Below are 26,325 nucleotides of genomic sequence, written 5' to 3'. Positions count from 1 at the left end.
TATTAAGGAGTTATTATGCCTAGAGTAAAACGTGGGGTTACAGCTCGTGCCCGTCATAAGAAAGTTTTAAACCTTGCAAAAGGTTACCGTGGTCGTCGTAGTAAGGTTTACCGTATTGCTAAGCAAGCAGTTATGCGCGCTGGCCAATACGCATACCGCGATCGCCGCAACAAGAAACGCGTATTCCGCGCACTGTGGATTACTCGTATCAACGCAGCAACACGTCAACACGGTATGACTTACAGTGTGTTCATGAACGGCTTGAAAAAAGCTTCTATTGAACTCGACCGTAAAGTACTGGCAGACATGGCTGTGATGGACAAACCAGCATTTGCTGCGATTGTTAATCAAGTTAAAGCCAACCTGGCTGCGTAATTAGTAATTTGTAGTTGCTTGCGGTATGTTTTACATACTGCATCTATCAAGCGGGGCAGAGGTTGATTCCTATGCCCCGTTTTGTTTTCAGCGCATTGAGAACTTTGAATCAAACTAATCTTGTTTCGTTGCTGTGCTAAAGATATTTTTCTTACTGTCGCAGAACGTCTGCTTGGCTAGCTTTTGTAAAAGTTCTATCATTATCAGTTTGTAAGCGGGAACAACGCATGAACCCTTTAGACCAAATCGTCAGCCAAGCTTGTGCTGATTTTCTTGCGGCAGCAGATGCCGCTGCGCTGGAAAATGCGAAAGCCTTATATCTGGGCAAAAGTGGCCAGATTACCGAACAGATGAAAAGTCTGGGCAAACTCTCCCCAGATGAACGTAAGACACAAGGCGCAGTGATTAATGCTGCCAAAGTGCAAATTGAAACCGCCTTGACTGAGCGCCGTGATGCGCTCGCCAATGCACAATTGCAAGCACGTCTGAATGCGGAAGCCATTGACGTGACTTTACCTGGTCGTGGTCGCAGCGTGGGTGGTATTCACCCGGTCATGCGCACTTGGCAGCGCGTAGAGGAAATTTTCCGCTCGATCGGTTTTGATGTGGCCGATGGCCCAGAAATTGAAACCGACTGGACCAACTTTACTGCCTTGAACAGCCCGGAAAATCATCCAGCACGTTCTATGCAGGACACATTTTATATCGATGGCAAAGATAGCCAGGATAAGCAGTTGTTGCTCCGTACGCATACTAGCCCCATGCAAGTGCGTTATGCCCGCATGAACAAGCCACCAATTAAAGTTATAGCCCCGGGGCGCACCTATCGTGTTGATAGCGATGCGACCCATTCGCCGATGTTTCATCAGGTTGAAGGTTTGTGGATTGCAGAAGATATCAGTTTCGCTGACTTGAAGGGCGTTTATCTGAACTTCGTCAAAGCGTTTTTTGAAACTGATGACTTGCAAGTGCGCTTCCGTCCATCGTATTTCCCATTCACCGAACCGTCAGCGGAGATCGATATCGCGTTTGGTAGTGGCCCATTGAAAGGGCGCTGGTTAGAAGTCTCTGGCTCCGGTCAAGTACATCCAAGCGTGATTCGTAATATGGGCCTTGATCCTGAAACATATATCGGTTTTGCGTTTGGCTCAGGCCTTGAACGTTTGACGATGCTGCGTTATGGCGTCAACGATCTGCGTTTGTTCTACGAAGGCGATTTACGCTTCCTGAAGCAATTCAACTAAAATTTTTGAGCGCACTGCGCTCAGGCATCTCACATTAGACGGCTGAATTATGCAATTTTCTGAAAACTGGCTTCGCACCATGGTTGATCCGAAAATGTCTTCGGATGAACTCTCTCATCTGTTGACCATGTCGGGTTTAGAGGTCGAAGAAGTTGAACCTGTGGCTCCTCCTTTTAACAATGTCGTTGTCGCGGAAATTCGCGAAATCGCTAAGCATCCTGATGCAGACCGTTTGAATATCTGTCAGGTCGATGTCGGTACTGGTACGCTGTTGAATATCGTTTGCGGCGCTCCAAATGCGCGCGTCGGTATTCGTATCCCATGTGCGATGGCGGGGGCTGTATTGCCGCCGGGTGCAGACGGCAAACCATTTGAAATCAAGGTCGGCAAACTGCGTGGCGTTGAGTCTCAGGGTATGTTGTGTTCTGCACGTGAACTGAAATTATCGGACGATGCTGGTGGCTTGATGGAATTGCCAGTCGATGCGCCGGTAGGGCAAAACTTCCGTGATTACTACCTGCTCAATGATCTCAAATTTACAATTAAGCTGACCCCAAATAAAGCCGATTGTTTGTCAGTATTAGGTGTGGCACGTGAAGTGTCTGCATTGACAGGGACGCCTTTGCATCTGCCAACGACAAAGGCTATTCCAGTGTCTCTGGATGAAATTCTGCCAGTGAAAGTTTCTGCACCGGATTTATGCGGCCGTTTCTGTGGCCGCGTTATCCGCGGCGTGAACGCAAAAGCTGCAACGCCGGAATGGATGAAGCAACGTTTGGAGCGTAGCGGTCAGCGTCCGATTTCTGCCTTAGTGGATATTTCTAACTACGTTATGTTGGAACTGGGTCGCCCATCTCATGTGTTTGATCTCGATAAAATCCATGGCTCCATGGATGTGCGCTGGGGTAAAGCTGGCGAGACAGTCAAGCTGTTGAATGGCAATACGGTCGCTGTGGATGAGTGGATTGGCGTGATCGCTGATGAAAAAGAAATTGAATCCTTAGCCGGTATTATGGGTGGCGATTCCACCTCAGTTACGCTGGAAACGCAGAATATTTACCTCGAAGCCGCGTTCTGGTGGCCAAATGCGATTCAGGGTCGTGCGCGTCGTTTCAACTTCTCTACTGATGCTGCGCATCGTTTTGAACGTGGCGTTGATTTTGAAAACATCGTCGAGCACATTGAACGTATTACTGCATTGATCGTTGAGATCTGTGGTGGTGCAGAACAAGTAAAAGTTGGTCCAGTGGATGATCAGATTGTTAATCTGCCACAACGTTTGCCAGTAAAACTACGTACTGCACGCGCACAAAAAGTGATCGGCGTAACGCTGACTGACGCAAGCATTGCTGATATTTTCACTCGCTTGAACCTACAGTTCACTCATCAAGAGGGTGAGTTTCTCGTCACGCCACCGTCATATCGCTTTGATATTGAGATCGAAGAAGATCTGATCGAAGAGGTGGCGCGTGTGTATGGCTTTGAAAATATTCCGGCATTGCCTCCAGTGGCTGCCAGTGCGATGTTGATCGATCCAGAAAACAAGCGTTCCTTATTCGCAATCCGTCGCTTAATTGCTGACCAGGATTACCAAGAAGTCGTGAACTATAGCTTTGTTGAAGAGGCATGGGAAAAAGACTTTGCCGGCAATGATGCACCAATCAAATTACTGAATCCAATTGCAAGTCAAATGGGCGTGATGCGCACGAACCTGATCGGTAGTCTGATCGCGAATGCGCGTTATAACCTGAACCGTAAAATTAACCGCGTTCGTATTTTTGAAATCGGCGCAGTGTATTTGCGTGATCAACGCGTCGTCGATGGTCCGCTGTCTGTTGCTGGTTACCATCAGCCTAAGCATTTGTCTGCACTGGCTTATGGTCCGGTTATAGAAGAGCAGTGGGGCGCCCCGCATCGAAATGTAGACTTCTTTGACGTGAAAGCAGATCTGGAAGCATTGTTTGCGCCAAAGGTTTTGCGCTTCGCCAAAACCGAGCACGTTGCTTTGCATCCTGGACGTAGTGCGAGCATAGAATGTGATGGGAAGCTGATTGGTTTCATTGGCGAGTTGCACCCACGGTTGCAACAAAAGTACGACTTGCCTTTGGCGCCAGTTGTATTCGAAGTCGAAGTTTCCACATTGCAGGACGTCACTGTGCCAGCGTATCGTGAAATCTCGAAATTCCAGGTAGTGACGCGCGATCTGGCGCTGGTCGTAAAACAAAGTGTTTCAGTGCAAGATTTGGTGGATGTGTTTAAGGAAGAAGCGCTAAACAATGAAGCTTGTAACATTATGCAAGCCGTTGTTTTGTTTGATGAATATCGCGGTAAGGGCTTAGATGCAGATGAAAAAAGTCTTGCATTCCGCTTTAGCTTGCAAGATACTCAGACCTTACAAGACGACAGAGTTGAAATGGCAATGACTGCTCTGACCTCCGCCGCTGGCCTGAAATTTTCGGCTAAGTTGCGTTAATAGCAAAACTGGTATTGCCGGATAATAATTAGATGAGTTTGATAATGAATGACGTAAATTCCGCTGAATTTCAATCGGTGTTGGATGCTGATTTGAACCGAGCGATGCTAGAAGCAAGAGCGCGCTCGCAGGCGGAAAAAGAATTACCGACCTTAACCAAGGCTGAGTTGGCTGAATTGCTGTTTGAGCAAGTGGGCCTGAATAAGCGTGAAGCGAAGGATATGGTAGAGACTTTTTTCGATGAAATTCGTGACGCTTTGGAAAGAGGTGAATCTGTTAAATTGTCCGGCTTTGGCAATTTTCAGTTGCGCGATAAGCCTCAGCGTCCTGGTCGCAACCCCAAAACTGGTGAGGAAATTCCTATTACTGCTCGTCGCGTTGTTACCTTTCATGCCAGTCAAAAACTGAAAGGCATGGTGGATGATGCTAGTGGTCAACCTCTTGCTCATGCTGCTTAAAAAATAGATGACTGAAATTAAGATTGAATCTGTCACATTGCCACCAATCCCCGCCAAGCGGTATTTTACGATTGGCGAGGTAAGTGAATTATGTGGTGTTAAGTCGCATGTATTGCGCTATTGGGAACAAGAGTTTTCGCAGTTGAAGCCGGTTAAGCGGCGGGGTAACCGGCGCTATTATCAGCATCATGAAGTGTTATTGATACGGCGTATTCGCGAATTGTTGTATGAGCAAGGATTTACGATCAATGGCGCACGCAATAAGTTGCTTGCCAGCTCTGGGCGCTCCTCCACGAGTGCGAATGAGCCGGAAGAGATTCCAGTGAATTTGTACCAGATCAGGGATGAGTTGCGTGACATTCTCACCTTGCTTGCACCGTAGTGACACCTTAATAAAAAATCCCCGGTAAATTGATGATTTACTGGGGATTTTTATTTTACGCTAAGCAATTCGTTTCAATTGGCTTCTGGATGCGCGCATGACTTTTGCCGGTGCTTTGCTTTCATGAGCGATGTTCGAGCGCTCCGATAGGTCATTGGTGCGACCCGTTTTGAAGACACTGACGGCAGCGCTTAAGTCGATAGCTTGGCTTTCTAATTTATCGGTGGACTTGGTTGCTTGTTCTACTAGGCTAGCGTTGTGTTGGGTGATCTCATCAATGCTACTAATGGCTTCATTGACATTAGAGATGCCTGCGCTTTGTTCCTGACTTGCGTTACTCACATGTTTGATCAGATCTGTCACTTGTTCGACGTTTTCTGCAATCTCGCGCATCGTTTGTCCGGCGCTATTGATCATGTTACTGCCATGCTGGATCGCCTCTCCAGAGGAGATGATGAGGCCTTTAATTTCTTTGGCAGCGTTCGCGCTACGCTGTGCGAGATTTCTTACTTCGCTTGCAACAACTGCAAAGCCGCGACCCTCCTGCCCAGCGCGGGCAGCTTCTACGGCCGCATTCAAAGCAAGAATATTAGTTTGAAACGCAATACCATCCATCACACCAATGATCTCAGAAATTTTTCGTGATGTCGTTGTGACTGTTTGCATCGTTTCAATGGCTTTGTCCATGACTTGCAAGCCTTGTTGGACGGAGTCAGCAGACGAGTTGATCAGGCTACCTGCCTGAGATAGATTGCTGGCGTTTTCTTTGATCGTGCTGGTCAATTCCTCTACTGAGCTTGCTGTTTGTTGCAACGCGCCTGCCTGGTGCTCTGTGCGGTTTGCCAAGTCTACGTTTTCATGGTGAATCTCTTTGGCGATGCTGTTGACGTTTTCAGCGCCGGTGCGGATGTTGTTGACCAGATTGCTGAGCCCACGATTCATTTTTCCTACAGCATTAATCAGCTCAGCAAGTTCGTCTTTACCATTACTTGATGCATTGTGCTGAAGATCGCCTGCTGCAGTTTTTTCGATGGCTGTTGTGAGAACGCCGATGTCTCGCGCCAGAGAAACGTAGATGCCAAGTAAGAAGTAGCATGCTAGCAAAACCAACACAATAATGGCACCGAACATGCGCAGAATTTTCTGGTTCAGTTCGTGGATATGCGCATCAAGCCGAGCATTGATCTGCTGCATGATGGTCGCTTCGGAAATATTCAGTTTGTCTACGCCTTCCTGTCCTGCGGCCAGGAAGGCGTTACCAGAGCTTTGGTTGACAGAGGCGAGGACTTCGTCCTGAGCACGTTCTAGAAACTTCAGGCCAATCCCCATGTGGCCCCTCATGTTTTCTAGGATGGTTTTATAGGATGGATTTTCTTTTTCAAGCGACTCGGTTTGCTCCGTCAGTTGTTTGATCTCTTGTCTGGCGAGCATTTGCGTTGAGTTAAGCGTGACATCCTCGCCTGCTTCAAATAACCCGCTGTCGATGTACGCTGCACCACGTGCTGCCATGACTGCTAATTTATCAACGATCGATGGAATATTGTTCAGATAAATGCTGGTAAGTTCATGTGTCGTAAAGTCGCTGTCGAGAGCCAGTTTGCTGGAGTAAGCTATGTTGGTAATCTGTTGATTCAGCACATCGAGTAATTGCGTATAGTGGGTAAAGCTTTCAGGAGCTTTCATGCTTCCCTGTTTTGCATTCAGATCTAGCCAGAGTTTTTTGAGTTCATCTGCAGCAGATTGATTGCTTAGTTTCTCGATGCCCTTATCGATTGCTGCTTTGCTGGCGTTTAATGGGGTGGTAACTTGTTTATTGCCTGTCAGTTGCATGTGCATTAACGCACGATACTTTCGGACGTCAACTTGCAGTAACTGAAATTCCTGAATTTGTTGTATCGCTACTTGCTTCTCTCTGGTAGCGGCGACCTCTGCTTGCATTTCGCTAAACAAGAGGGTAACAACAACGAACAAAGGAATCGCGAATGCTGTTGCGACGAAGATAACTTTGTGACTGATGCGGAAACCTTGCATCAGACGGATAGCGGGGGAGATGAGATTGAGCACGATATGAGTGACACTAAAAATGCGATCGGAAAAAATTGATTTAAGGAAAGATTAATCCTCTAATGTGACGCAGTTATGACGATTGTGACTATTTGTAAGTGCGTTGTCTGAAGACGGATGATGGTTGAAAATTTATGATCATTATGATCATTTTCAGGAGATAGGTGTGGAGCGGCGCGAGAAATGGTATCTCACGTTCGTCGATGATCATATTCATGCATGAAACATAATGCAGTGGGCCCTGACGGCATCATGGGAAAATTTTCTTATGCATCGACGAAGCGAGATTTAGCGTTAGCCAATCGGTGTAAAGCTTGGGAATTGCTTGGAAACTATGAGGAGCTGACCACACTGAAACAGACTGGCAGCGGTGTCTGGAAGTGCTATCTCAATTGCTTGAGTTGCACGAACCGGAAGTGACTTGAAAGTGGTTAATTACCGCTTCCAGAAATTTCTGGCGAAGAAAAAGGGCTTAACAATCATGTTAAGCCCTTAAAATTTGGCTCCCCGACCTGGACTCGAACCAGGGACCTGCGGATTAACAGTCCGTCGCTCTACCAACTGAGCTATCAGGGAATAGAAGATAAAATCTTCGTTAAACTTTTTTTGCAGTGATTTTTTATTAAGTTCACTACGTACTTCGAATTCTGTGGCTCCCCGACCTGGACTCGAACCAGGGACCTGCGGATTAACAGTCCGTCGCTCTACCAACTGAGCTATCAGGGAACAGAGACAAAGATTATATGCGTCGAACCGTTACTTGTCAATGGTCCCACGCTTTTTCAATTACAAAACCTGAGCGATCGACGCGATGACCAGATCAATATTCTTGCTGTTTAACGCTGCAACGCAAATACGGCCTGTGTCTACTGCATAAATAGAATTATTTTCACGCAGCAGGCCAACTTGTTCTTTGGTTAGACCTGAGTAAGAGAACATGCCACGTTGTTGCATCACAAAACCAAAGTCATGCGATGGTGCTTGTGCTTTTAACTTCTCTACAAAAGCTTTACGCATGTCGCGGATACGAACACGCATCCCAGCCAGTTCTTCTTCCCACATCTGACGTAACTCAGGTGTTGCGAGCACGGTCGCCACTACTTGGCCACCATGTGAAGGGGGATTTGAGTAGTTAGTGCGGATCACGCGTTTTAATTGCGACATAATCCTTGCTGCTTCTTCTGCGCTGCCTGCCGCAATACTCAAGGCACCAACACGTTCGCCATACAGAGAGAACGATTTAGAGAAAGAGTTGGACACGAACAATGCGCCACCTGCTTCTGCAAAACGACGTACCACCTTACCGTCAGCTTCAATGCCGTCGCCAAAACCTTGATAAGCCATGTCGAGGAAAGGAATCAAGCCGCGTGTTGTCACGACGCTGATGACTTGTGTCCATTGATCGTCGGTGAGATCTGCACCGGTTGGGTTGTGGCAGCAAGCGTGCAACAGGACGATAGAGCCTGATGGCATCGTGTTGAGGGCGTTGAGCATGCCGCTGAAGTTCACGCCACGCGTTGACGCATCATAGTAAGGGTACGCATTGACTTTAAATCCCGCAGATTCAAAGAGGGCGCGATGATTTTCCCAGCTCGGATCGCTGATCCAGACTTCGGAATTCGGAGAGAAACGTTGCAGGAAGTCGGCACCCAATTTGAGTGCACCTGTACCACCGATTGCTTGCGCTGTGATGGCACGTTTTTCAGTCACAACGGCGCTGTCTGCTCCAAAGACCAATTCTTGCACTGCTTTATCATAGGCAGCTAGACCTTCGATTGGCAAGTATGTGCGTGGTGCATATTTTTCAATCAAAATGGCTTCCGCTTTTTTGACGCATTCTAATAATGGCACTTTGCCATTATCGTCATAGTAGACGCCAACACCAAGATTCACTTTGGCAGGGTTTTGATCGGCGTTAAAGGCTTCAGTAATTCCTAGGATAGGGTCACGTGGCGCCATTTCGATGGCGGAGAACAGAGGGGAGGAGGCAAGAGCAGTCATCGTGATAATATGAATAGTTGTCTGTCGGTGACAGAGAAGGTTGGTATGATTGAGTAATTAGCAATGTAAAAGCAATGCAACACATAAAACTTACGCAAAAACTTTCAGGCCAGATCAGCCGGAGATGAAGGTACGGGTGGTACCAGTAGCATAAAGCTGCGCAAGGGTATTACGCAAGACGGCCTGTTTGAGTAAGTTCTATGACAGCCTCATATTTTAGCAAAGGTAAGAGCATCATGGCGGTAGCACCAGTGAATTCAGTCGCATTATCTGAGACTTTGGATGAATCCAAGTTTATTTCCTTTCCAAATTCAGCTTTTCAGCTGTACCAGATGTTTGAACCGGCGGGAGATCAGCCTGCCGCGATTGCTAAATTGGTCGAGGGTATCGACGATGGCTTGTTTTTTCAGACGTTATTAGGTGTGACTGGCTCAGGTAAAACGTACACGATGGCCAATGTGATCGCCCGCACCGGTCGTCCCGCGATTATTTTTGCGCCAAATAAGACCCTTGCAGCGCAGTTATATAGTGAGTTTCGTGAGTTTTTTCCTCGGAACGCTGTTGAGTATTTTGTTTCTTACTATGATTATTACCAGCCAGAGGCCTATGTGCCACAGCGTGACTTGTTCATTGAGAAAGATTCGGCGATCAATGAGCATATTGAACAAATGCGTTTATCTTGCACCAAGTCACTGATGGAGCGTCGCGACGTCATTATCGTCGCCACCGTTTCTGCGATCTATGGTATTGGTAATCCCAGCGAGTACCACAAAATGATCCTGACTTTGCGTACGAAAGACAAAGTCAGTCAGCGCGATGTGATCGCCCGCTTGATTCAAATGCAATATTCACGCAATGAGGTAGATTTTGCGCGTGGCACCTTCCGCGTCCGCGGCGATACCATCGACATCTTTCCAGCCGAGCATGCTGAATTGGCAGTGCGGGTAGAGATGTTTGATGATGAGATTGAAAACTTGCAATTATTTGACCCATTGACCGGTCGGATTAAACAAAAGATTGCCCGCTTCACGGTGTACCCAGGCTCGCACTATGTGACGCCAAGAGAAACCGTATTGCGGGCCATTGAAACGATCAAAGAAGAATTGCGCGAACGACTGGATTTTTTCCGTCGCGAAAACAAACTGATTGAAGAACAACGCATTGAGCAGCGCACCCGTTTTGATCTTGAAATGATGGCTGAAATCGGCTTCACCAAAGGGATTGAGAACTACTCGCGTCATTTGAGTGGTGCAAAACCAGGTGAACCACCACCGACGTTGATTGATTATTTGCCTGCGGACGCGTTGATGTTTCTCGATGAGTCGCACGTGTTGACTGGTCAGTTGAACGGGATGTACAACGGTGACCGGGCGCGAAAAACAAACCTGGTTGATTATGGATTCCGTTTGCCTTCAGCGCTCGATAATCGGCCGCTGAAATTTGCTGAGTTCGAAAGTAAATTGCGACAAACCGTATTTGTCTCAGCGACCCCTGGCGACTACGAACATCAGCATGCTGATCAGACGGTGGAGCAAGTGGTGCGTCCGACAGGGCTGGTCGATCCGGAAATTGAAGTCCGTCCCGCATTGACACAGGTTGACGACCTGATCGGGGAGATTACTGATCGGGTCAAAAAGAATGAGCGCGTATTGGTGACGACACTGACAAAACGAATGTCTGAGCAGTTGACTGAATTTTTGGGAGAAAATGGGATTAAAGTGCGTTATTTGCACAGCGATATTGATACGGTTGAACGGGTGGAAATTATCCGTGACTTGCGTCTCGGGACATTTGATGTGCTGGTGGGTATTAACTTGTTGCGTGAGGGGCTGGATATTCCCGAAGTATCTCTGGTCGCGATTCTTGATGCAGATAAAGAAGGTTTCTTGCGTTCTGAACGAAGTCTGATTCAGACCATAGGCCGTGCAGCGCGTAACTTGCATGGTAAGGCGATTCTGTATGCCGATAAGATCACTGACTCTATGAAACGAGCGATGGGGGAGACGGAGCGTCGACGTAATAAACAGTTGGCATTCAATCTGGCAAACAACATTACACCGACTGGTATTCGTAAGCAGATCAAAGATATTATCGATGGCGTCTACAATCCTCAAGAAGCCAAAGAAGATTTAGCGATAGCGCAAGAGCAGGCGAAATATGAAATGATGAGCGAGAAACAGATTAGCCGCGAAATCAAGCGCCTTGAAAAGTTAATGCTTGAGCATGCTAAAAATCTTGAGTTCGAAAAGGCAGCACAAGTGCGCGATCAGCTTGGGCATCTCAAAGAGTTATTATTTGGTGCCGGCGCTCATGATGTGATTGGTGTCATCGCAGGAAAATAAACGCAGTCGACATTGGAAAGAGCTAATTTTGATAAGCACAGCCGAATAGCCTAACATCCAGAACAGTTGCCCGGATGAGCTCGGTCTGCGTTTATCCGGGTCGTGCTTTGCCTGAGACTAGGTGTTTAGTTCTGTCGGCTTGATGCAAATCTGATTGCGTCCGCCTTGTTTTGCTTGGTAAAGCATGGCATCAGCTTGTAAGAAGAGATCATTTTCAGTCTTAAAACTCGGGAAGTCGGCGACACCGCCGCTGAAGCTGAAATGTTTAATTTCGTTGGGGGTCACTTCAAACACGATTTTGCCAAATGCCTCGCGCATGGCATCAAGCTTTTGTTTGCCCTGTTCGAGATCGCAATCCCAGAATACAGCAACGAACTCCTCGCCACCGAAGCGGCTGAGTAAATCATATTCGCCCAACTGCGCCGATAACACTAGCGACAGGCGTTTAATGACGATATCCCCGAAATAGTGACCCCAAGTGTCATTGATTGTCTTGAATTTGTCGATATCGATGATCCCATAAGCGAGTGGTTTGTCAACGCGGGCAGCGCGGCGAATCATTTCAAGCGCCTTATTCTGCAAACCTACTTTATTGAGCAGACCTGTCGCGCGGTCGCGGCTAATCAAATCCTTGCTGGCACGAATTTTATTAATCCGGTTGAGTATCTGGCGTGTCAGTACATCGCTATCTGTTGTAATAAGAATTTCATCAAATCCGCTCTCCAGTGCCTTACGCGCCAAGCGTGGTTCAGATTTATCTTGGAGCATGATAATTTCACGGCCGGGATCAAATTCAATATTCTTCTTGATGACCCGCACCAGCGCTTCTGTGTTTAGGTACTGCGTTTCATTGATCAGAACGATATCAGGTTGGGTCTCTTTGACCCGCAAGTGCAATGCACGTGCATCGGCGCACTGGATAATATCAACGCCATTCTTTGTCAATATTTCTAAATCCAGCGGTATATTTTCACCTAGATAGATGATGGTGTTGGACTCGCCTCGTTTGTGCAAGCCAAATAAGTTGAATAACTTATCGACGAGCATGTCATTTGTAATTGGTTTTTCGGCATAGGCGAGGCAATTGCTTTCGACCAGTTTCTGCTGCAACAAGAAGCGCTCGCCCTGGCGCACTGTCTGTAAATAGACGTAGTTTTGATGGACAGGGAGTCTTTGCAGTAAGTCGCTCAGGAACATCGTCTGACGGCGTTGCTGCGACATGTCGTTCTGCATGTTGTACAGCACGTCGAGATCGATGACAAAAAGATCATTGTCTTTGGATCTTTCAACAGCAGTGACAAACTCACTCATTTGATCAAAAAATAAGATATCAAAGTCATACTTGTGCGCACACAGTAAAAGCTCATTTTTATTATCTTTGATGAAAAAAGTCTGTGAAAGTAGCAGAACTTTGTTCTTATATAATGATGCAACTTCGGGCATTTTGTCTCCGGGTACTTTTTGCCGTATGAACAAGGACACGATAGCCCCTGTTGCGTGGTTGAATTTTATACGAAATCATTACTCAAACATTGTTCTTAAGAGCAAAAATAGTTTAACTAACGCAAATTTTTGCATATTTTTGTGTAATAAGTTGCGACCTGAGAATTTTCTTGCCCTTATCTTTAATTTAAGGGTTTTTATTTCAATTACTACGGACGTGTAGTATCCCATCATTACCGCGCTGTCTCTGATTTACTCGACAATGGACCGCTATTTCTTGATTTATCTTATTCTGCTGCCGACATGATTAGCGGAGATTAGGGGCTATTTGAATTGAGATCTGTGGTGATTTGGTAGGGGTTTTCTAGCATATAACGCATAACCGATTGGAGATACGATGGAACATAAAAAGATACTAATGTTGGTTGGTGACTTTGTCGAAGATTATGAGGTCATGGTGCCGTTTCAGACTTTACTGACATTGGGGTATCGGGTTCACGCAGTCTGCCCAGATAAACGACCTGGCGATTTTATTATGACTGCTATCCATGATTTTGAAGGGCATCAAACCTATACTGAAAAGCCTGGGCATCGGTTTGCGATTACGCATGATTTTGCACAGATTAATGAGCATGACTATGACGCGCTAGTGATTCCTGGAGGAAGGGCGCCAGAATATCTGCGACTTAATCCGCGTGTCATCGCTATTACGCAACATTTTGCGCATAGTAACAAACCGATCGCTGCCGTTTGTCATGGCGCTCAAATTTTAGCAGCTGCGAAAGTGCTGGAAGGAGTGCGGTGCTCTGCCTATCCTGCGTGTCAGCCAGAAGTTGAAGCAGCAGGTGGTATTTATGCCAATATCGCTGTCACCGATGCTGTGACAGATAGGAATTTTGTGACTGCACCAGCGTGGCCAGCTCATCCTGCGTGGCTCGCTCAGTTTTTGATTTTATTGCGGGCTTAGTTACTCTCTGCACGGCGTGCAGCAGGTTAAAAGTCTCAGGGTGTGGTGAACATTGTCAGAAAACGCATTGGCAGTTTGCGCGAGACGGTGGTGCTCAAAACTGGTAGATTATTTACCTTAGGCTTTTGTTCGCTTTCGAATGTCGTAGCGATCTGTGTCACAGACGATGATGTGAACAGATCGCTGCGATTAATAAATGGGGTATGTCACTCCCTAGAATACTAATAGGGTCACCTGATGCGACAGTTAGCGAATACACATATCAATAATTAGTGATCTCCAAACCAATTTACGCTGAGATATTTGCTTAAACGTAAACGAGCACGATACAAAAGTACATAAAGATGAGAGGTCGTTAAGTTCAACTCATGACAAGTCTCGTTGGTATCGAATTCCAGCCATTCATGCATGACGAATACTTTCGCATATTTTTCTGGCATATTATCAAGGCAGTGTTCTAAAAGGCGAAAGAAATCCTGCTCTTGCATTGTGTTTTCAGGATTCTCTGGAGAATGCAGAATTTTATTTTTATAGCCGTCGCCTATATCTTGATTATCCACGGCAAGCGTATCGAAATCATTATCGTATCTGTCGAGAATGGTTTCTTTTTTCCTGTCCCTTGAGTGATCAATGATTTTGAACTTGAGTATGGCGGTTACGTAGACTAGCAAACTGGAGCGACCTTCAAATTGATCGGGCTTTTCCAGTACGGCAAGTAAGGCCTCCTGCACAGCGTCCTCCGCAGCATCTTTATTCCGCATTCGAATCAATGCAAATCGTATTAGTGCTGGGCGCATTGTTTCTAGCTGGCGATGAAATTTAACTAACGATTCCATAAATAGAAGTTGGATCGATGGACGGTAGTTATCTAAAAACGATAACAACATTACAAAGGTTGTTCTATTGAAATGAGTGCTTAAATTCGAATGGAGAGGGCCTATATTACAAAAGACGATTTTTACTCGCTATCGCTAAGATTTGGTCGGTCATAGAAAATTATTTGCCAAACTGTCATTGACCGTATAATTAAGTAAAAACTTTTCCGATAAAGCATCGTTGATCGACGGGAGACATGATGTGTGAGATTTTTGTAAAAGCTGACCCAGGCTTGTATGAGTCAAAAGCGCGTTCTTTGCGCTTGCATGGCGTCGTGACTTCTATTCGCTTAGAAACGATGTTTTGGAATACACTGCAAGACATCGCCCAGCGTGATGGTATGAGTACCAACCAGTTGATCACCAAGTTGTACGATGAGCTCAGTCTTTATCGTGGACATATTGATAATTTTTCTTCATTTTTACGCGTTTGCTGCTTGCGGTACACATCGCTGATGGTCGAAGGAAACATTCCTGCTGATAAGCACTTGCCGCTGATTGACATCCCGATTGCGCAGCTCCAGCACAGACCGTTGCTCTCGTAGTTATTTGTGTCCAGAGATCTGGATGATGTAAATAATGTTTTATCTAGTTGTAGAATTTCTAGAAGTACGTTGTTGCATTGTTTAACTTGAGCATAATCGATGCAAAGCGGTCTCTGTAAGGTATGGTGACGACTGAGAAACACCTGCAAACCGGAGTTATCGCGCCCAGCAAGTGGATTTGCATTCGTTTTTCTCATACCGGACTCGTTATCAATGAAATCTGCTCTACTGATTATTGATGTACAACGCGGTTTATTCGACCCTGAGCCACACCCTTTTGAGGCGGATGCGGTTATTGCGCGTATCAATATACTCGCTGAACGTGCTAGGTACGCAGGCGTTCCGGTCATTTTCGTTCAACACGAATCAACTAGTTCTGGACTAGAATTTGGTGGCGAAAACTGGCAGTTAGAACAAAATCTGGTGGTTGAGGAGGGGGATATCATTCTGCGTAAAACAACACCAGATTCTTTTCTGAAAACGGAGTTGTCTGATTTGCTGGCGCGTGAGAGAGTCGAGCAACTCCTGATCTGTGGTTATGCCAGTGAGTTCTGTGTTGATACCACCACACGTCGTGCTGCGGCTCTCGGATTTCCAGCTATCCTTGTCTCAGACGCGCATACTACCCATGATAAGGAGCATGCGCAGGCTGCTGTGATCATCGCGCATCACAATGCCACTTTGCCTAATATTCATAGCTTTGGACCGCCGATCAAAGCGCTTGTCAGTGAGCAGATTGTTTTTGGAATGGCAGTGTAGTCGGCTATCAGGTTGTCCCTAATTAAACTTAGTTGTACTTTAAGTGAGTTGTAGTTTGTTTTGAACGTTAGTTTGTTGTGAGTTGTATTTGGCAGTAGCGTAATGGGGTTAAAAAATGAAGTGAATTTCTAAAAATTAGATGGAGACAAGTATGGATCGACTAAAAGGACACGCTGCAAGTGTGCGCAATACCGTTAGTATCAGTGGTGGTAATGAATCTGAGGTGAGTACCATGCATATTGCCCTATTTCAGGTTGGTGATAAGCAAGTAAAACTGAAATCAAAAGAACCAGTGTTGATTAATGAAGGTAATGAAGTTGTTTTGGCTGGCAAGAATAAAAGTGGCGAATTTAATGCTCTTGCTTATAAAAATTGCGCAACCGGAGCGGAAGGAAATGCCGGTTGGTTTGGTCGTATGCTTTTCGGTTTGTTTTTTCCTATCGTCAGCGTCATTATCTGGCGAACCTTTCCTGGCGCGTCTTTTAGTCTTATCCCTAAATTGATTGCTAGCCTGTTTTTTTGTGGCGGCGTATATATGCTGGCCAGTGGTGCCAATGTATTTCGTGCGGTTGGCATTGTGAAAGAGCCGGTGCTCTGACCGTTGAGGTTAACGTCATAAGAGGTAAAAATGCCGGGCATGAAATTGAATTCATGTGCCCGGCATGGTCAGCGAGATGATCTCGATCTCGGATTAACTATGAGCGACCCGTGCAGCGATGTGCGCTAACGCTTCTTCAACCTGATCGATCAAAATCAGGCACATATCACCTTCATTTAACCTATCCATTGCCAGGTCGATTGCGACAAATTCGCCGTTGATTTCGTCGATACGCGTGGTTTTGCTCGCCCCTTTGAGTCCTTCACGTAACAATGCAACTACTTCACCATCCGCACGTCCGCGTTGGCACTGATCCTGATACAGGATGACATCATCGAAGGCTTCGCCAAGAATTTCAGTCTGTTGGCGGATATCCTGATCACGGCGATCGCCAGCACCACTGATCACGACAGAGCGACGTTTTGCGGGCATTGTTTCGACCGCTTTTACCAATGCCAGAATCGCATCTGGATTATGGCCATAATCGGCAATCAGCGTCGCACCACGGTAGTTAAATACATTGAAGCGGCCTGGGGCGTTGTCTGCCTCATTAGCAAAGGTCTTCAAGCCAGCGCGGATATGTTCCCAGCAAAGGCCCACAGCCCATGCCGCTGCTACCGATGCCATCACATTCTCTACCTGAAAACCAATGCTGCCGTTGCGGGTGATTGGAATGTCTGCTAATGGAATGGTTTCGCGTGATTTGCCTTCAGCAGCAACTAGGTTGCCATTGTCAACATACACGGCACGTTTTCCTTGTGCGCGATGCGCAGCAATAACAGCTTGCTGTTTATCGGCTGCGAAGAAAATGATAGGCGATGGGCAATTAGCCGCCATGTTTGCCACAATTGGATCTGCCGCATTTAAAACGGCATAACCATCATCGGCAACGTTCTGCACAATGACGCGTTTTAACACGGCCAGATCTTCCACTGTCGTTATGTAGTTGAGACCTAGGTGGTCACCAGAACCGATATTGGTAATCACGGCAACTTGGCAACGATCGTAAGCCAGACCTTCACGTAATACACCGCCACGTGCAGTTTCAAATACGGCTGCATCAACGTCAGGGTGGGATAGTACATTGCGTGCACTACGTGGGCCGCTACAGTCGCCGCTGTCAATCTGGCGGCCTTCGACATACACCCCATCGGTATTGGTCATGCCAGTGCGTAAGCCGCTGGCAGTCATGAGGTGGGCGATCAGTCGTACCGTCGTCGTTTTGCCATTGGTGCCCGTTACTGCGACAATAGGAATGCGACCATCATCGCCTTCGTCGAACATAGCTTCGATAATCGCTTCACCGACGGCACGGCCTTTACCAAAAGATGGCGAGAGGTGCATACGTAATCCTGGTGCTGCATTAACCTCTACGATGCCACCTTTTTGCGTCTCAATCGGTTTTAGAACGCTGTCGCAGACCAGATCCACGCCGCAAATGTCGAGTCCGATCATTTGTGCAGCGGCGATGGCACGTGCCGCGACTTCAGGATGAACATCATCCGTCACGTCCGTCGCGGCACCACCCGTCGACAAGTTGGCGTTGTTTCGAAGAATGACACGCTGTCCTTTGGGTGGAACTGATTCAGCTTCGTAACCCTGTTTGGCAAGGCTTGCGAGGGCGATATCATCAAAACGGATTTTTGTAAGGGACGTGGAGTGACCACTACCGCGACGCGGATCTTTATTGACCTGCTCAACCAATTGACGCACAGTTTGCTTGCCATCTCCGACTACCTGCGGTGGATCACGGCGCGCTGCGGCGACAAGCTTGTTGCCAATCACTAACAAGCGGAAGTCATTGCCAGGAAGGAAGCGTTCTACCAGAATGTCATCACGGAACTCAGCGGCTGTGTGATAGCCAGCATCGAGTTGCTCACGTGTTGTCACATTAACTGTTACGCCTTTACCCTGATTGCCGTCTTTAGGTTTAATGACTACGGGGAGGCCAATTTCTAATGCTGCCTCCCATGCATCATCCGGACTGCTCACGGAACGTCCCATTGGTACTGGAACACCAGCCGCATGCAATAGTTTTTTGGTCAGTTCTTTGTCTTGGGCAATCGCTTCAGCGATCGCACTAGTGCCGTCCATTTCGGCAGCTTGGATCTTACGTTGGCGTGAGCCCCAGCCTAAAGCGACCAGACTACCGTCCGTCAGACGACGATACGGAATATTGCGGACAATCGCAGCATTGACGATGGATCCGGTTGATGGTCCGAGACGCACGTCTTCGTCTAGTTCGCGCAATTGATCTAACGCGACATTCAAGTCGAAATTTTCATTCTTTAGAGCTGCATTGATAAGTTTTTCCGCGAGTTCAAGCGCGAGGCGACCGACAGACTCTTCAGTGTATTCAACCACAACCTGAAAAATACCAGACTCTAAGGTCTGCGTTGTGCGACTGAAAGTAACTGGACATCCGGCTTGCGCCTGTAGTCCGAGCGCTGCCAACTCAAATACGTGTGCCATAGAGATAGCATCATTGTGTCCGGTTGGTTGCAGTATGCTTAGTTCAGGGAATAAAGCTCGCAGGCGGTCTTCAAAACCGATGAGTTTTTCAATTGAACATTCAGCCTCGTCGCAAGCAACGATGGCTTCTACTGCCGTATGGTGGCTCCAGAGATTGGGGCCGCGCAGGGCACGTATGCGTGATACTTCCATAAAACTTAGTCCTGTTGAAAGGGGCGTAAATCAGGTAGCGACCAATGATCTGTTCTGTCTCGCTACCAAGAAAATAGTATTAATTAGGCGCTACATAGCTACATGTTCAAACAGTTCATTACAGCACTACATTGAGGTACTTTGTCGATTGCTTGCTGTAATAAACCTGGGTATTTGTTGTGATTACCCGTCGATATTTTGTTTCGGGCTCGAGTCAAATGTTCGGAGACCTGCCTCAATGAGTTCCGGATCGATATTCAGCGCCCATGCTGCAGCGACAGCGGCCAAGATAGTTTCTGGTTGCGATGCTTTAGCAGGCTTGAGAGATGACAGTGGCAATAGTGCAGTTTCGTTTGCACCCTCCGCCAGAACGATATGTTGTTCTCGTAAGAACACGACACGCTCTCCTTTTTCTCTGTGGTCAACGAGCGAAGGTAAATGAGCATCGAGCGCATAGAAAATGACCTTGCCATCGCATAGTTCTGCCAATTCAACGACTGCTGGTTCAGCGCCATTGAGTACGGCGACACCCTCGGGCAGAATGACATCAACCTGCGTACGCATGATTTTGTACATCTGATCTGCGTCCTGAATATAGTAATCAGCCAGCGCAGCGTGGCCACCCATATCTGTTACGACGCCAACCAGGCATTTATCGTACGCGAGACCATCTTTCAGAATGGCACGGGCATTCGTTTCAAAAACAGCAGCCTCGACATTGCGGTTGATCAATAGCCGTTGTCCACTATCCCAGGTCGTACAATCACCTTCGCTCACCAAACGTTTATTGAGATATAGGCCTTGACTGCTGGCGACGCCAGTTTGCTTGTTGCTGATGTGGAGTAATCCACCAATCAGTCGGGAAATCAGACTAGTGTTGTGGGTACCTGCAACACCTACAATCTGGATGCGGCCAGATTCTTCTGAGGAAAATAGGTGTTCGACAATCGCTTTTCCAACTTCACGGCCTTCACCATTGGCTGGCTTAATATGTGCTAACAGGCCTGGGCTGGCATTGACTTCAATGATTGCGCCACGCTGTTGTGATAATGGCTTGGAAATATCTTCGGCAACCAGATCGACGCCAGCGATATCCAGGCCAACGACGCGCGCCGCAAGCGTCGCTGCGGCTGCGACCTCTGGATGAATCAAGTCTGTTACATCCATAGAGACATTGCCATTTGGCTGAATCAGTACCCGTTGTCCATCAACAGGAACAGAGAATGCATCCATTCCCTGACGTTTGAGCTCAAGCAAAATTTCTGCGCCGTATTCCGGATCAAGGGCGTTGAGTGGCGAATCTTCGCCAGTGCCACGACGGGGATCAATATTGATCTGATCATCGACAAGCTGTTTAATATTCGATACACCATTACCGACGACCCACAGGGATTCCCCTTTAGCGGCAGCCACCACTTTTTTACCGACAACCAAAATGCGATGCTCGTCACCAGCGATAAATCGTTCAACGATGACACTTTTACTGTCGCCTTTACGCGCAGCCAAATGGTAAGCAGCTTCGACATCGGCCTGTGTCATCAAGTTCAGAGAGACGCCTCGACCATGATTGCCGTCATAAGGTTTAACTACGACTGGCAAACCGATGTCTTGTGCTTCTTCCCATGCCTCTTCGGCGCTGCGGACAATGCAACCTTCCGGTACCGGAACGCCACAACCTTTGAGTAGCGTTTTAGTTAAATCTTTATCTGATGCAATACCTTCAGCGATGGCGCTGGTGCGATCTGTTTCCGCTGTCCAGATGCGGCGTTGTGCCGCGCCGTAACCGAGTTGAACCAAATTGCCATCGGTAAGACGAATTGATGGGATTTTGCGGCTTGTTGCAGCATCAACAATATTTGCAGTGCTTGGACCAAGGCAGCGATCATCCACCAGATCTCGCAACTCAGCAACTTTGGCTTCAAGGTCAAACGGTTTGTCTTCAATGGCAGCCATCAGCAAATCACGACCAGCGTTTAATGCAGCACGACCAACTTGCTCTTCACGTGTTCGGAATGCCATTTTGTACACGCCAACCTCGTGTGTTGAGCGTGTTTGTCCAAAGCCGGTACGCATGCCTGCCAGATTTTGTAATTCCAGAACAACGTGTTCTAAAATATGTCCTGCCCATGTACCTTCTTTGAGGCGCGCCAGAAAACCACCACGCTCACCGACGCCGCAGCGGTGTTCAACTAAACCAGGGAGCCAGGTCGTTAGTCTCTCATATAAACCCGGTAACTGATCTGAGGGGGTGTCTTCCAGCGCACCAATGTCCAGCCATGTTTCAATCACTGGGCGGTAGGTCCAGATATTCGGTCCGCGCAAATGATTTACACGGAGAATGCTGATGTCTTTCTTCTTTGTCGTCATGTAAGTAATTTCTTTGTGGCCAGGTTGTTTTGACCGGGTCTTATCATTTTAGAGTTTTTCTTCTCTTATTCAGAAAATTCCTTGTCATTTTAAAAATAAAAATGACAAAATTTATTTATTCCGATCTGGCACCATTCGTATAATCAATACAAACCGACTGCATCAGACTCGTCAACTGATATACTTGCGCTTTCAGCGCAACGTCAGTTAAGTCTCTTGATCAGTTTCGCCTGATTAATTTCTTTCGATAGAATACCGTAAATTGTCGTCTCCGTGATACGCCAGAAGCTTATAACGGACGGCAACTTATCTCTTTTTTTCAAAAATATGTCCCGATTTGACGCGGGACAAGCTCTACCTCCGGAGTTTGCAGCACGATGACCACACCACAACTCAGTTCTGAATCATCCATTTCGGCCCTTCCAGCAAGATGGCAAAATGAATTGTCACAGCAAGTCGCCCAAGGCGAAAACGTTTTAAGTGCGTTTGAGGTTGACCTCGATCACAAACTTCGTTTCGTTAAAGGCTTAATCGTCGTGACTAATCAGGGGATAGTGTCAAAGGCTGCGGGAGATTCAACGTGGGAAAAGTGGACTTATCGTAAAGATTTGCAGTTAACGCATCATGATCATGCTGGCGTAGGCTATCTGCAGTTATCCGATGAGCAAGGGCTGCTGGCCAAATGGCGGTTCACGCTGGGGCAAAATTTACTGGCGATTCGCTTACTTGATCAGTTCAACAAGCAATTACAAAGTCACATCACTGGATTGCCTGTCGTTGAGGCTGAGCAGAATATTTGCCCAAGCTGTAAAGCAGTGCTGGCGCCAGATGAGGAGGAGTGCCCGGTCTGTACCAAAGTTATCCACACGCCGCCGTCCACTTGGACATTATTTCGCTTATGGCGTTTCGCCTATCCGTACCGTGTGCAATTGTTTATCGGTTTCACGCTGATGTTATTAGGTACCGCAGCGCACATGATTCCGCGTTACCTGACCAAGCCATTGACAGATGAAGTATTGATTCCTTATCAAAATCATAAAGATGTAGATCCTAAATTGGTTGTGATCTATATCGGTGGCTTGCTTGGTTCTGCTCTGGTTGCTTGGTTATTAAGCTGGGGTAAAACCTATATCCTCGCGTTGGTTTCAGAAAGGATTGGTGCTGATCTGCGCACGGCGACCTATGAACATTTGCTTAAATTATCGCTGGAGTATTTCGGTGGTAAGCGAACAGGTGATCTGATGTCGCGCATTGGCAGTGAGAGTGACCGTATCTGCGTTTATTTGTCCTTACACTTACTTGATTTCGCGACAGACGTGCTGATGTTCATCATGACAGCGGCTTTTCTACTGCAGATCAATACCAAACTAGCATTCGTCACTATTCTACCGTTGCCATTTATCGCTTGGATGATTCATCTTGTCCGCGATAAATTACGTACCGGGTTTGAAAAAATTGATCGTGTATGGGGTGAGGTAACGAACGTCTTGTCCGATACGATTCCAGGTATCCGCGTCGTAAAAGCCTTCGCCCAGGAATCGCGTGAAGCAGGTCGTTTCCGTGAGGCAAATAGGCACAATCTAGCCGTCAACGATAAGCTCAATAAAGTTTGGTCCTTATTTTCCCCAACGGTTTCCTTTTTGACTGATATTGGTATTTTAGTTGTCTGGGCGTTTGGCATCTGGCAGGTTGCCCAAAATGAAATCACAGTGGGTGCGCTGGTTGCTGCCGTTTCGTTTATTGGTAGTTTCTATGGACGTATTGACTCCATGAGTCGTATCGTCTCTGTAACGCAAAAGTCAGCGTCAGCTGCTAAACGTATTTTTGATATATTGGACCACGTTTCCAGCGTTCCAGATCCGCAAAATCCAGTCCACATAAACGAAGTGAAAGGGCAGATCGAATTGCGCGAAGTCGGTTTCCGTTACGGTAATCGTGCAGTTAACCGCGGCATCTCGTTGACTATTAAGCCCGGTGAGATGATCGGCTTGGTTGGTCATAGTGGTTCAGGAAAAAGTACTCTCGTCAATTTGATCTGCCGTTTCTATGACGTCTCGGAAGGAGCAATTTTGCTTGATGGCGTCGATATACGTTCATTCGCCGTGTCAGATTACCGTCGCAACATTGGTCTCGTTTTGCAAGAACCTTTCTTGTTCTTTGGTACCATTGCTGAAAACATCGCCTATGGCAAACCAGATGCAAGCCGCGACGACATCATTGCCGCAGCACGTGCAGCGCATGCGCATGAATTCATTTTAAGACTGCCGCAAGGTTATGACTCTATGGTTGGTGAACGAGGTCAGGGACTGTCTGGTGGCGAGCGTCAGCGTATCTCTATCGCCCGTGCCTTGCTGATCGATCCACGTATTCTGATCATGGATGAAGCAACCTCGTCCGTCGATTCGCAAACCGAAAAAGAAATTCAAAAAGCCTTGGATAATCTGGTCAAAGGCCGTACCACAATAGCAATTGCCCATCGGTTGTCCACCTTGCATAAAGCAGATCGTCTCGTTGTGCTTGATCGCGGGCAGATCGTCGAAGTCGGTGGACACGATGAATTAATGGCCAAACAAGGCGCTTACTATAATCTGTATCAGGCTCAAGCAAGAAACGCAGCCTTAGTTGAGGAACAAGAATGAGTACCACCAAGTTTGAACTGCAACGGAATTCTTTTGGCAAACTAGTACTGACCAATGAAGCCAATGAAATTTTTGACGATGTCATGCCGGTCAGGGCGTTTCCGATTCAGTCACCTTTAGCTGGTATTTCCATTGTCTTAAGCGATGGTCGTGAAGTCGCTTGGATCGATCAATTGTCTGACCTATCGCTGAATTCAAAGAATTTGGTCCTAGAAGAGCTCGAAGGGCGTGAGTTTATGCCCGAAATTCACCGTATCAATAGCGTCAGCAGCTTTGCCTTGCCCTGTACTTGGAATGTGAGTACGGATCGCGGTGAGACAGAGTTTGTTCTTCGTGGCGATGAAGATATTCGCCGGATTGGGGCGACATCTTTGTTGGTGACCGATAATCATGGGATACAGTTTTTGATTCGGGATATGTTTGAGATTGATCGGCACAGTCGTAAGATTCTCGATCGCTTTTTGTAGGATTTCTGAAGGATTGCGTCTGGGGTGTAGGTCATTGCCAGACGCAATCAGGTATTGATTGTGATCGTTTCTATTGATAAATCGACCTCACTCTCATCCGTAAAAATATAGCCATATAAATTGCTACGCTTTTCCTCCCCCGAAAGCACGAGCGTCACTACCTCTTCAAACTCAAATCCCAGCTTGTTAAGTAATTTGTTTGAACTGACATTCTCCGGTGAAGTAATGGCGGCCAACTTCTGCAAGCCGAGTTGCTGCTTGGCGTAGGTCAACGTGGCGAGCGCTGCTTCTGCGGCGTATCCTTGTCCGCAATACCGTGGCAAAAATGCGTAGCCGATATCGACGTGTTTGAGGACCTCACGTTTGACTAGTCCACAAACCCCAATTGCTACCCCAGTGTCCTTGAGCGTTACGACATAAAAACTAAATCCGTGATTTGTCTGTGATCGTAATGGACCATCGTTGATCCAAGATCGCGCTTTATCTACATTGGTGATACCCCTGTCACCGATATGCCGGATCCAACTTGGGTCATTGAGAAGCTCATAGACGAATGCAGCGTCACTCGTGTTGAATAAACGCAACGCCAACCGATCTGTGTTTACTATTTTCATGGTTAGATCATTCGTGAATACGTCGTGCTGTAAGCACCGTAGTTAGTAGGGTAACGTGAAAATTGTTTCAGTTTTTGGTTCCAGAATATAGTATAAAAAAGTGTCGTTCCAGAAAAAATTTTATATCGAAGTAATATTTCAGCGTAAGATGAAAACGTCATATTCAAGTCTATGTAGTTGATGCTTCAAAGGTCTGTGCACCTTTTCGGCGTTTGTCTTTCTTTACTATTTGTCGTGGCAAGATATCAAAGGAGATGTGATGAAATCACTCAAAGGGCGTTTGATTTTCGTTATTACTTTGCTTGTAACAGTCTGCACGGTATTTTTGACTGTTGGTAGCTACTTACGTATGCGGTCACAAATTGTGAATGACTTGGATAACGAGATTCGTAGTGTTGCCACCAGCTACAATGCCGTCTTAAGTAACTGGATTCAGATTAATACCTCTCTGGTTGATAGTCTGTCGCAAGCCTTGGGTAAGGGAAATGACCTAGAAGCCAGTCTCACAATGATACGTGGTGGAGGCAATTTTTTAAGTGTCTACCTCGGGCAGCCAGATAAAACCTTTACCAATAATCCTGCCAATCCGCCGCCTGCTGGCTATGATCCAACTGTCCGGCCTTGGTACAAGGCTGCCATGGAAGCCAAAAAACCGATCGTTACTTCAGCCTATATGGGTGTCAATCCACCTGGGCTAATGATTTCTTTTGCAGCTCCTGTAAAAGGAGGCGATGGCGGCGTTGTTGCTGCCGATGTTTTTTTAACGAAAATCGTAGAACAAATCCTGAACGTAAAGTTATCTGGCGACGGCTACGCATTCTTGCTCGATAAGTCGGGTCAGGTCTTAGCGCATGCTGACCAGAGTAAAGTCCTCAAGCCAGCAAAAGACATTGCACCTGAGTTGACATTAGAAAATTTAACTAGGGCGTGTTGACATTTATTTTAACCAAAGCATCGAAGCTGCAATTGCCACAAATGAAGCAAATCGTTCAGCGAGTTTGTCGTATCGCGTTGCAACCCGCCTAAATTGTTTGATGTGAGCAAAGAA

Annotated in this window: 20 protein-coding genes, 2 tRNA genes and 1 pseudogene; 13 read left to right on the top strand and 10 right to left on the bottom strand. The window is 46.8% G+C overall.

Annotation, left to right across the window (positions count from 1 at the left end; translation table 11 throughout):
- Positions 1 to 15: 15 nt before the first annotated feature.
- From rplT to ACO0KV_RS02365, 5 genes are all read left to right on the top strand, one after another.
- Positions 16 to 375: a 50S ribosomal protein L20 gene (gene rplT, locus ACO0KV_RS02385; protein WP_186911883.1), complete on the top strand. Its 360-nt coding sequence runs from the start codon at positions 16 to 18 to the stop codon at positions 373 to 375.
- Between the two features lie 227 nt (positions 376 to 602).
- Positions 603 to 1,619, top strand: a complete 1,017-nt coding sequence (pheS, locus tag ACO0KV_RS02380) for a phenylalanine--tRNA ligase subunit alpha (RefSeq protein WP_423039525.1) — start codon at positions 603 to 605, stop codon at positions 1,617 to 1,619.
- Positions 1,620 to 1,668: 49 nt separating this feature from the next.
- Complete coding sequence (gene pheT, locus ACO0KV_RS02375) at positions 1,669 to 4,092, top strand: phenylalanine--tRNA ligase subunit beta (RefSeq protein ID WP_423039523.1); 2,424 nt, start codon at positions 1,669 to 1,671, stop codon at positions 4,090 to 4,092.
- A gap of 44 nt (positions 4,093 to 4,136) precedes the next feature.
- Positions 4,137 to 4,550, top strand: a complete 414-nt coding sequence (locus ACO0KV_RS02370; RefSeq protein WP_422989871.1) for an integration host factor subunit alpha — start codon at positions 4,137 to 4,139, stop codon at positions 4,548 to 4,550.
- A 7-nt stretch (positions 4,551 to 4,557) separates the two neighbouring features.
- Positions 4,558 to 4,932 (top strand): MerR family transcriptional regulator, encoded by a 375-nt coding sequence (locus tag ACO0KV_RS02365; protein ID WP_423039521.1) that lies wholly within the window; start codon positions 4,558 to 4,560, stop codon positions 4,930 to 4,932.
- Positions 4,933 to 4,992: 60 nt separating this feature from the next.
- Here ACO0KV_RS02365 and ACO0KV_RS02360 read toward each other — a convergent pair whose 3' ends face one another.
- From ACO0KV_RS02360 to ACO0KV_RS02345, 4 genes are all read right to left on the bottom strand, one after another.
- Complete coding sequence (locus tag ACO0KV_RS02360) at positions 4,993 to 6,996, bottom strand: methyl-accepting chemotaxis protein (protein ID WP_423039519.1); 2,004 nt, start codon at positions 6,994 to 6,996, stop codon at positions 4,993 to 4,995.
- 500 nt (positions 6,997 to 7,496) lie between these two features.
- Positions 7,497 to 7,572 (bottom strand) — tRNA-Asn (locus tag ACO0KV_RS02355).
- Between the two features lie 74 nt (positions 7,573 to 7,646).
- A tRNA-Asn gene (locus tag ACO0KV_RS02350) sits at positions 7,647 to 7,722 on the bottom strand.
- 60 nt (positions 7,723 to 7,782) lie between these two features.
- The gene (locus tag ACO0KV_RS02345) at positions 7,783 to 8,997 is read right to left on the bottom strand and encodes an aromatic amino acid transaminase (RefSeq protein WP_423039517.1); all 1,215 of its coding nucleotides are present in this window, start codon (positions 8,995 to 8,997) and stop codon (positions 7,783 to 7,785) included.
- Positions 8,998 to 9,233: 236 nt separating this feature from the next.
- On the opposite strand from ACO0KV_RS02345, the gene uvrB reads away from it, so the two are divergent.
- On the top strand, positions 9,234 to 11,339 hold the full coding sequence (uvrB, locus tag ACO0KV_RS02340) for an excinuclease ABC subunit UvrB (protein ID WP_423039813.1): 2,106 nt from the start codon (positions 9,234 to 9,236) through the stop codon (positions 11,337 to 11,339).
- A gap of 117 nt (positions 11,340 to 11,456) precedes the next feature.
- On the opposite strand, the gene ACO0KV_RS02335 is transcribed toward uvrB, so the two are convergent.
- Positions 11,457 to 12,650: a diguanylate cyclase gene (locus ACO0KV_RS02335; RefSeq protein ID WP_423039515.1), complete on the bottom strand. Its 1,194-nt coding sequence runs from the start codon at positions 12,648 to 12,650 to the stop codon at positions 11,457 to 11,459.
- Positions 12,651 to 13,179: 529 nt separating this feature from the next.
- On the opposite strand from ACO0KV_RS02335, the gene ACO0KV_RS02330 reads away from it, so the two are divergent.
- Complete coding sequence (locus ACO0KV_RS02330; RefSeq protein ID WP_423039513.1) at positions 13,180 to 13,749, top strand: DJ-1/PfpI family protein; 570 nt, start codon at positions 13,180 to 13,182, stop codon at positions 13,747 to 13,749.
- A gap of 269 nt (positions 13,750 to 14,018) precedes the next feature.
- Here ACO0KV_RS02330 and ACO0KV_RS02325 read toward each other — a convergent pair whose 3' ends face one another.
- The gene (locus tag ACO0KV_RS02325; RefSeq protein ID WP_423039511.1) at positions 14,019 to 14,585 is read right to left on the bottom strand and encodes a sigma-70 family RNA polymerase sigma factor; all 567 of its coding nucleotides are present in this window, start codon (positions 14,583 to 14,585) and stop codon (positions 14,019 to 14,021) included.
- A 236-nt stretch (positions 14,586 to 14,821) separates the two neighbouring features.
- Here ACO0KV_RS02325 and ACO0KV_RS02320 point away from each other — a divergent pair, with 236 nt between their 5' ends.
- The 3 genes from ACO0KV_RS02320 to ACO0KV_RS02310 all read left to right on the top strand — a co-directional run bounded on the left by ACO0KV_RS02320 (position 14,822) and on the right by ACO0KV_RS02310 (position 16,526).
- Complete coding sequence (locus ACO0KV_RS02320) at positions 14,822 to 15,169, top strand: ribbon-helix-helix domain-containing protein (RefSeq protein ID WP_423039509.1); 348 nt, start codon at positions 14,822 to 14,824, stop codon at positions 15,167 to 15,169.
- A gap of 213 nt (positions 15,170 to 15,382) precedes the next feature.
- A complete protein-coding gene (locus tag ACO0KV_RS02315; RefSeq protein WP_423039507.1) occupies positions 15,383 to 15,928 on the top strand; it encodes a cysteine hydrolase family protein in 546 nt (181 codons plus the stop codon).
- A gap of 151 nt (positions 15,929 to 16,079) precedes the next feature.
- Positions 16,080 to 16,526 (top strand): hypothetical protein, encoded by a 447-nt coding sequence (locus ACO0KV_RS02310; protein WP_423039505.1) that lies wholly within the window; start codon positions 16,080 to 16,082, stop codon positions 16,524 to 16,526.
- 93 nt (positions 16,527 to 16,619) lie between these two features.
- Here ACO0KV_RS02310 and cphA (ACO0KV_RS02305) read toward each other — a convergent pair whose 3' ends face one another.
- A complete protein-coding gene (gene cphA, locus ACO0KV_RS02305; protein ID WP_423039503.1) occupies positions 16,620 to 19,190 on the bottom strand; it encodes a cyanophycin synthetase in 2,571 nt (856 codons plus the stop codon).
- Between the two features lie 183 nt (positions 19,191 to 19,373).
- The gene (cphA, locus tag ACO0KV_RS02300) at positions 19,374 to 21,557 is read right to left on the bottom strand and encodes a cyanophycin synthetase (RefSeq protein ID WP_423039501.1); all 2,184 of its coding nucleotides are present in this window, start codon (positions 21,555 to 21,557) and stop codon (positions 19,374 to 19,376) included.
- Between the two features lie 377 nt (positions 21,558 to 21,934).
- On the opposite strand from cphA (ACO0KV_RS02300), the gene ACO0KV_RS02295 reads away from it, so the two are divergent.
- Together ACO0KV_RS02295 and ACO0KV_RS02290 are read left to right on the top strand one after the other, a co-directional pair.
- The gene (locus ACO0KV_RS02295; RefSeq protein ID WP_423039499.1) at positions 21,935 to 24,196 is read left to right on the top strand and encodes an ABC transporter ATP-binding protein; all 2,262 of its coding nucleotides are present in this window, start codon (positions 21,935 to 21,937) and stop codon (positions 24,194 to 24,196) included.
- Positions 24,193 to 24,663, top strand: a complete 471-nt coding sequence (locus ACO0KV_RS02290; protein ID WP_423039497.1) for a DUF1854 domain-containing protein — start codon at positions 24,193 to 24,195, stop codon at positions 24,661 to 24,663. Before ACO0KV_RS02295 ends, ACO0KV_RS02290 begins: the two co-directional genes overlap by 4 nt.
- A 47-nt stretch (positions 24,664 to 24,710) precedes the next feature.
- Here ACO0KV_RS02290 and ACO0KV_RS02285 read toward each other — a convergent pair whose 3' ends face one another.
- Entirely contained in the window at positions 24,711 to 25,277 is a 567-nt protein-coding gene (locus ACO0KV_RS02285) for a GNAT family N-acetyltransferase (protein ID WP_423039495.1), read from the bottom strand.
- 259 nt (positions 25,278 to 25,536) lie between these two features.
- Between ACO0KV_RS02285 and ACO0KV_RS02280 the strand changes: the two genes are divergently transcribed.
- Positions 25,537 to 26,211 carry a cache domain-containing protein gene (locus ACO0KV_RS02280; protein WP_423039493.1) on the top strand — a complete coding sequence of 225 codons (675 nt, stop codon included), beginning with the start codon at positions 25,537 to 25,539 and terminating at the stop codon, positions 26,209 to 26,211.
- A gap of 3 nt (positions 26,212 to 26,214) precedes the next feature.
- On the opposite strand, the pseudogene ACO0KV_RS02275 reads toward ACO0KV_RS02280, so the two are convergent.
- A pseudogene (locus ACO0KV_RS02275) lies at positions 26,215 to 26,325 on the bottom strand (IS5/IS1182 family transposase); the annotation flags it as partial.

The organism is Undibacterium sp. RuRC25W (assembly GCF_049339825.1).
GTDB lineage: Bacteria > Pseudomonadota > Gammaproteobacteria > Burkholderiales > Burkholderiaceae_D > Undibacterium.
The sequence above is the reverse complement of the archived record's forward strand: the minus strand, read 5'-3'. Positions and strand labels throughout refer to the sequence as shown.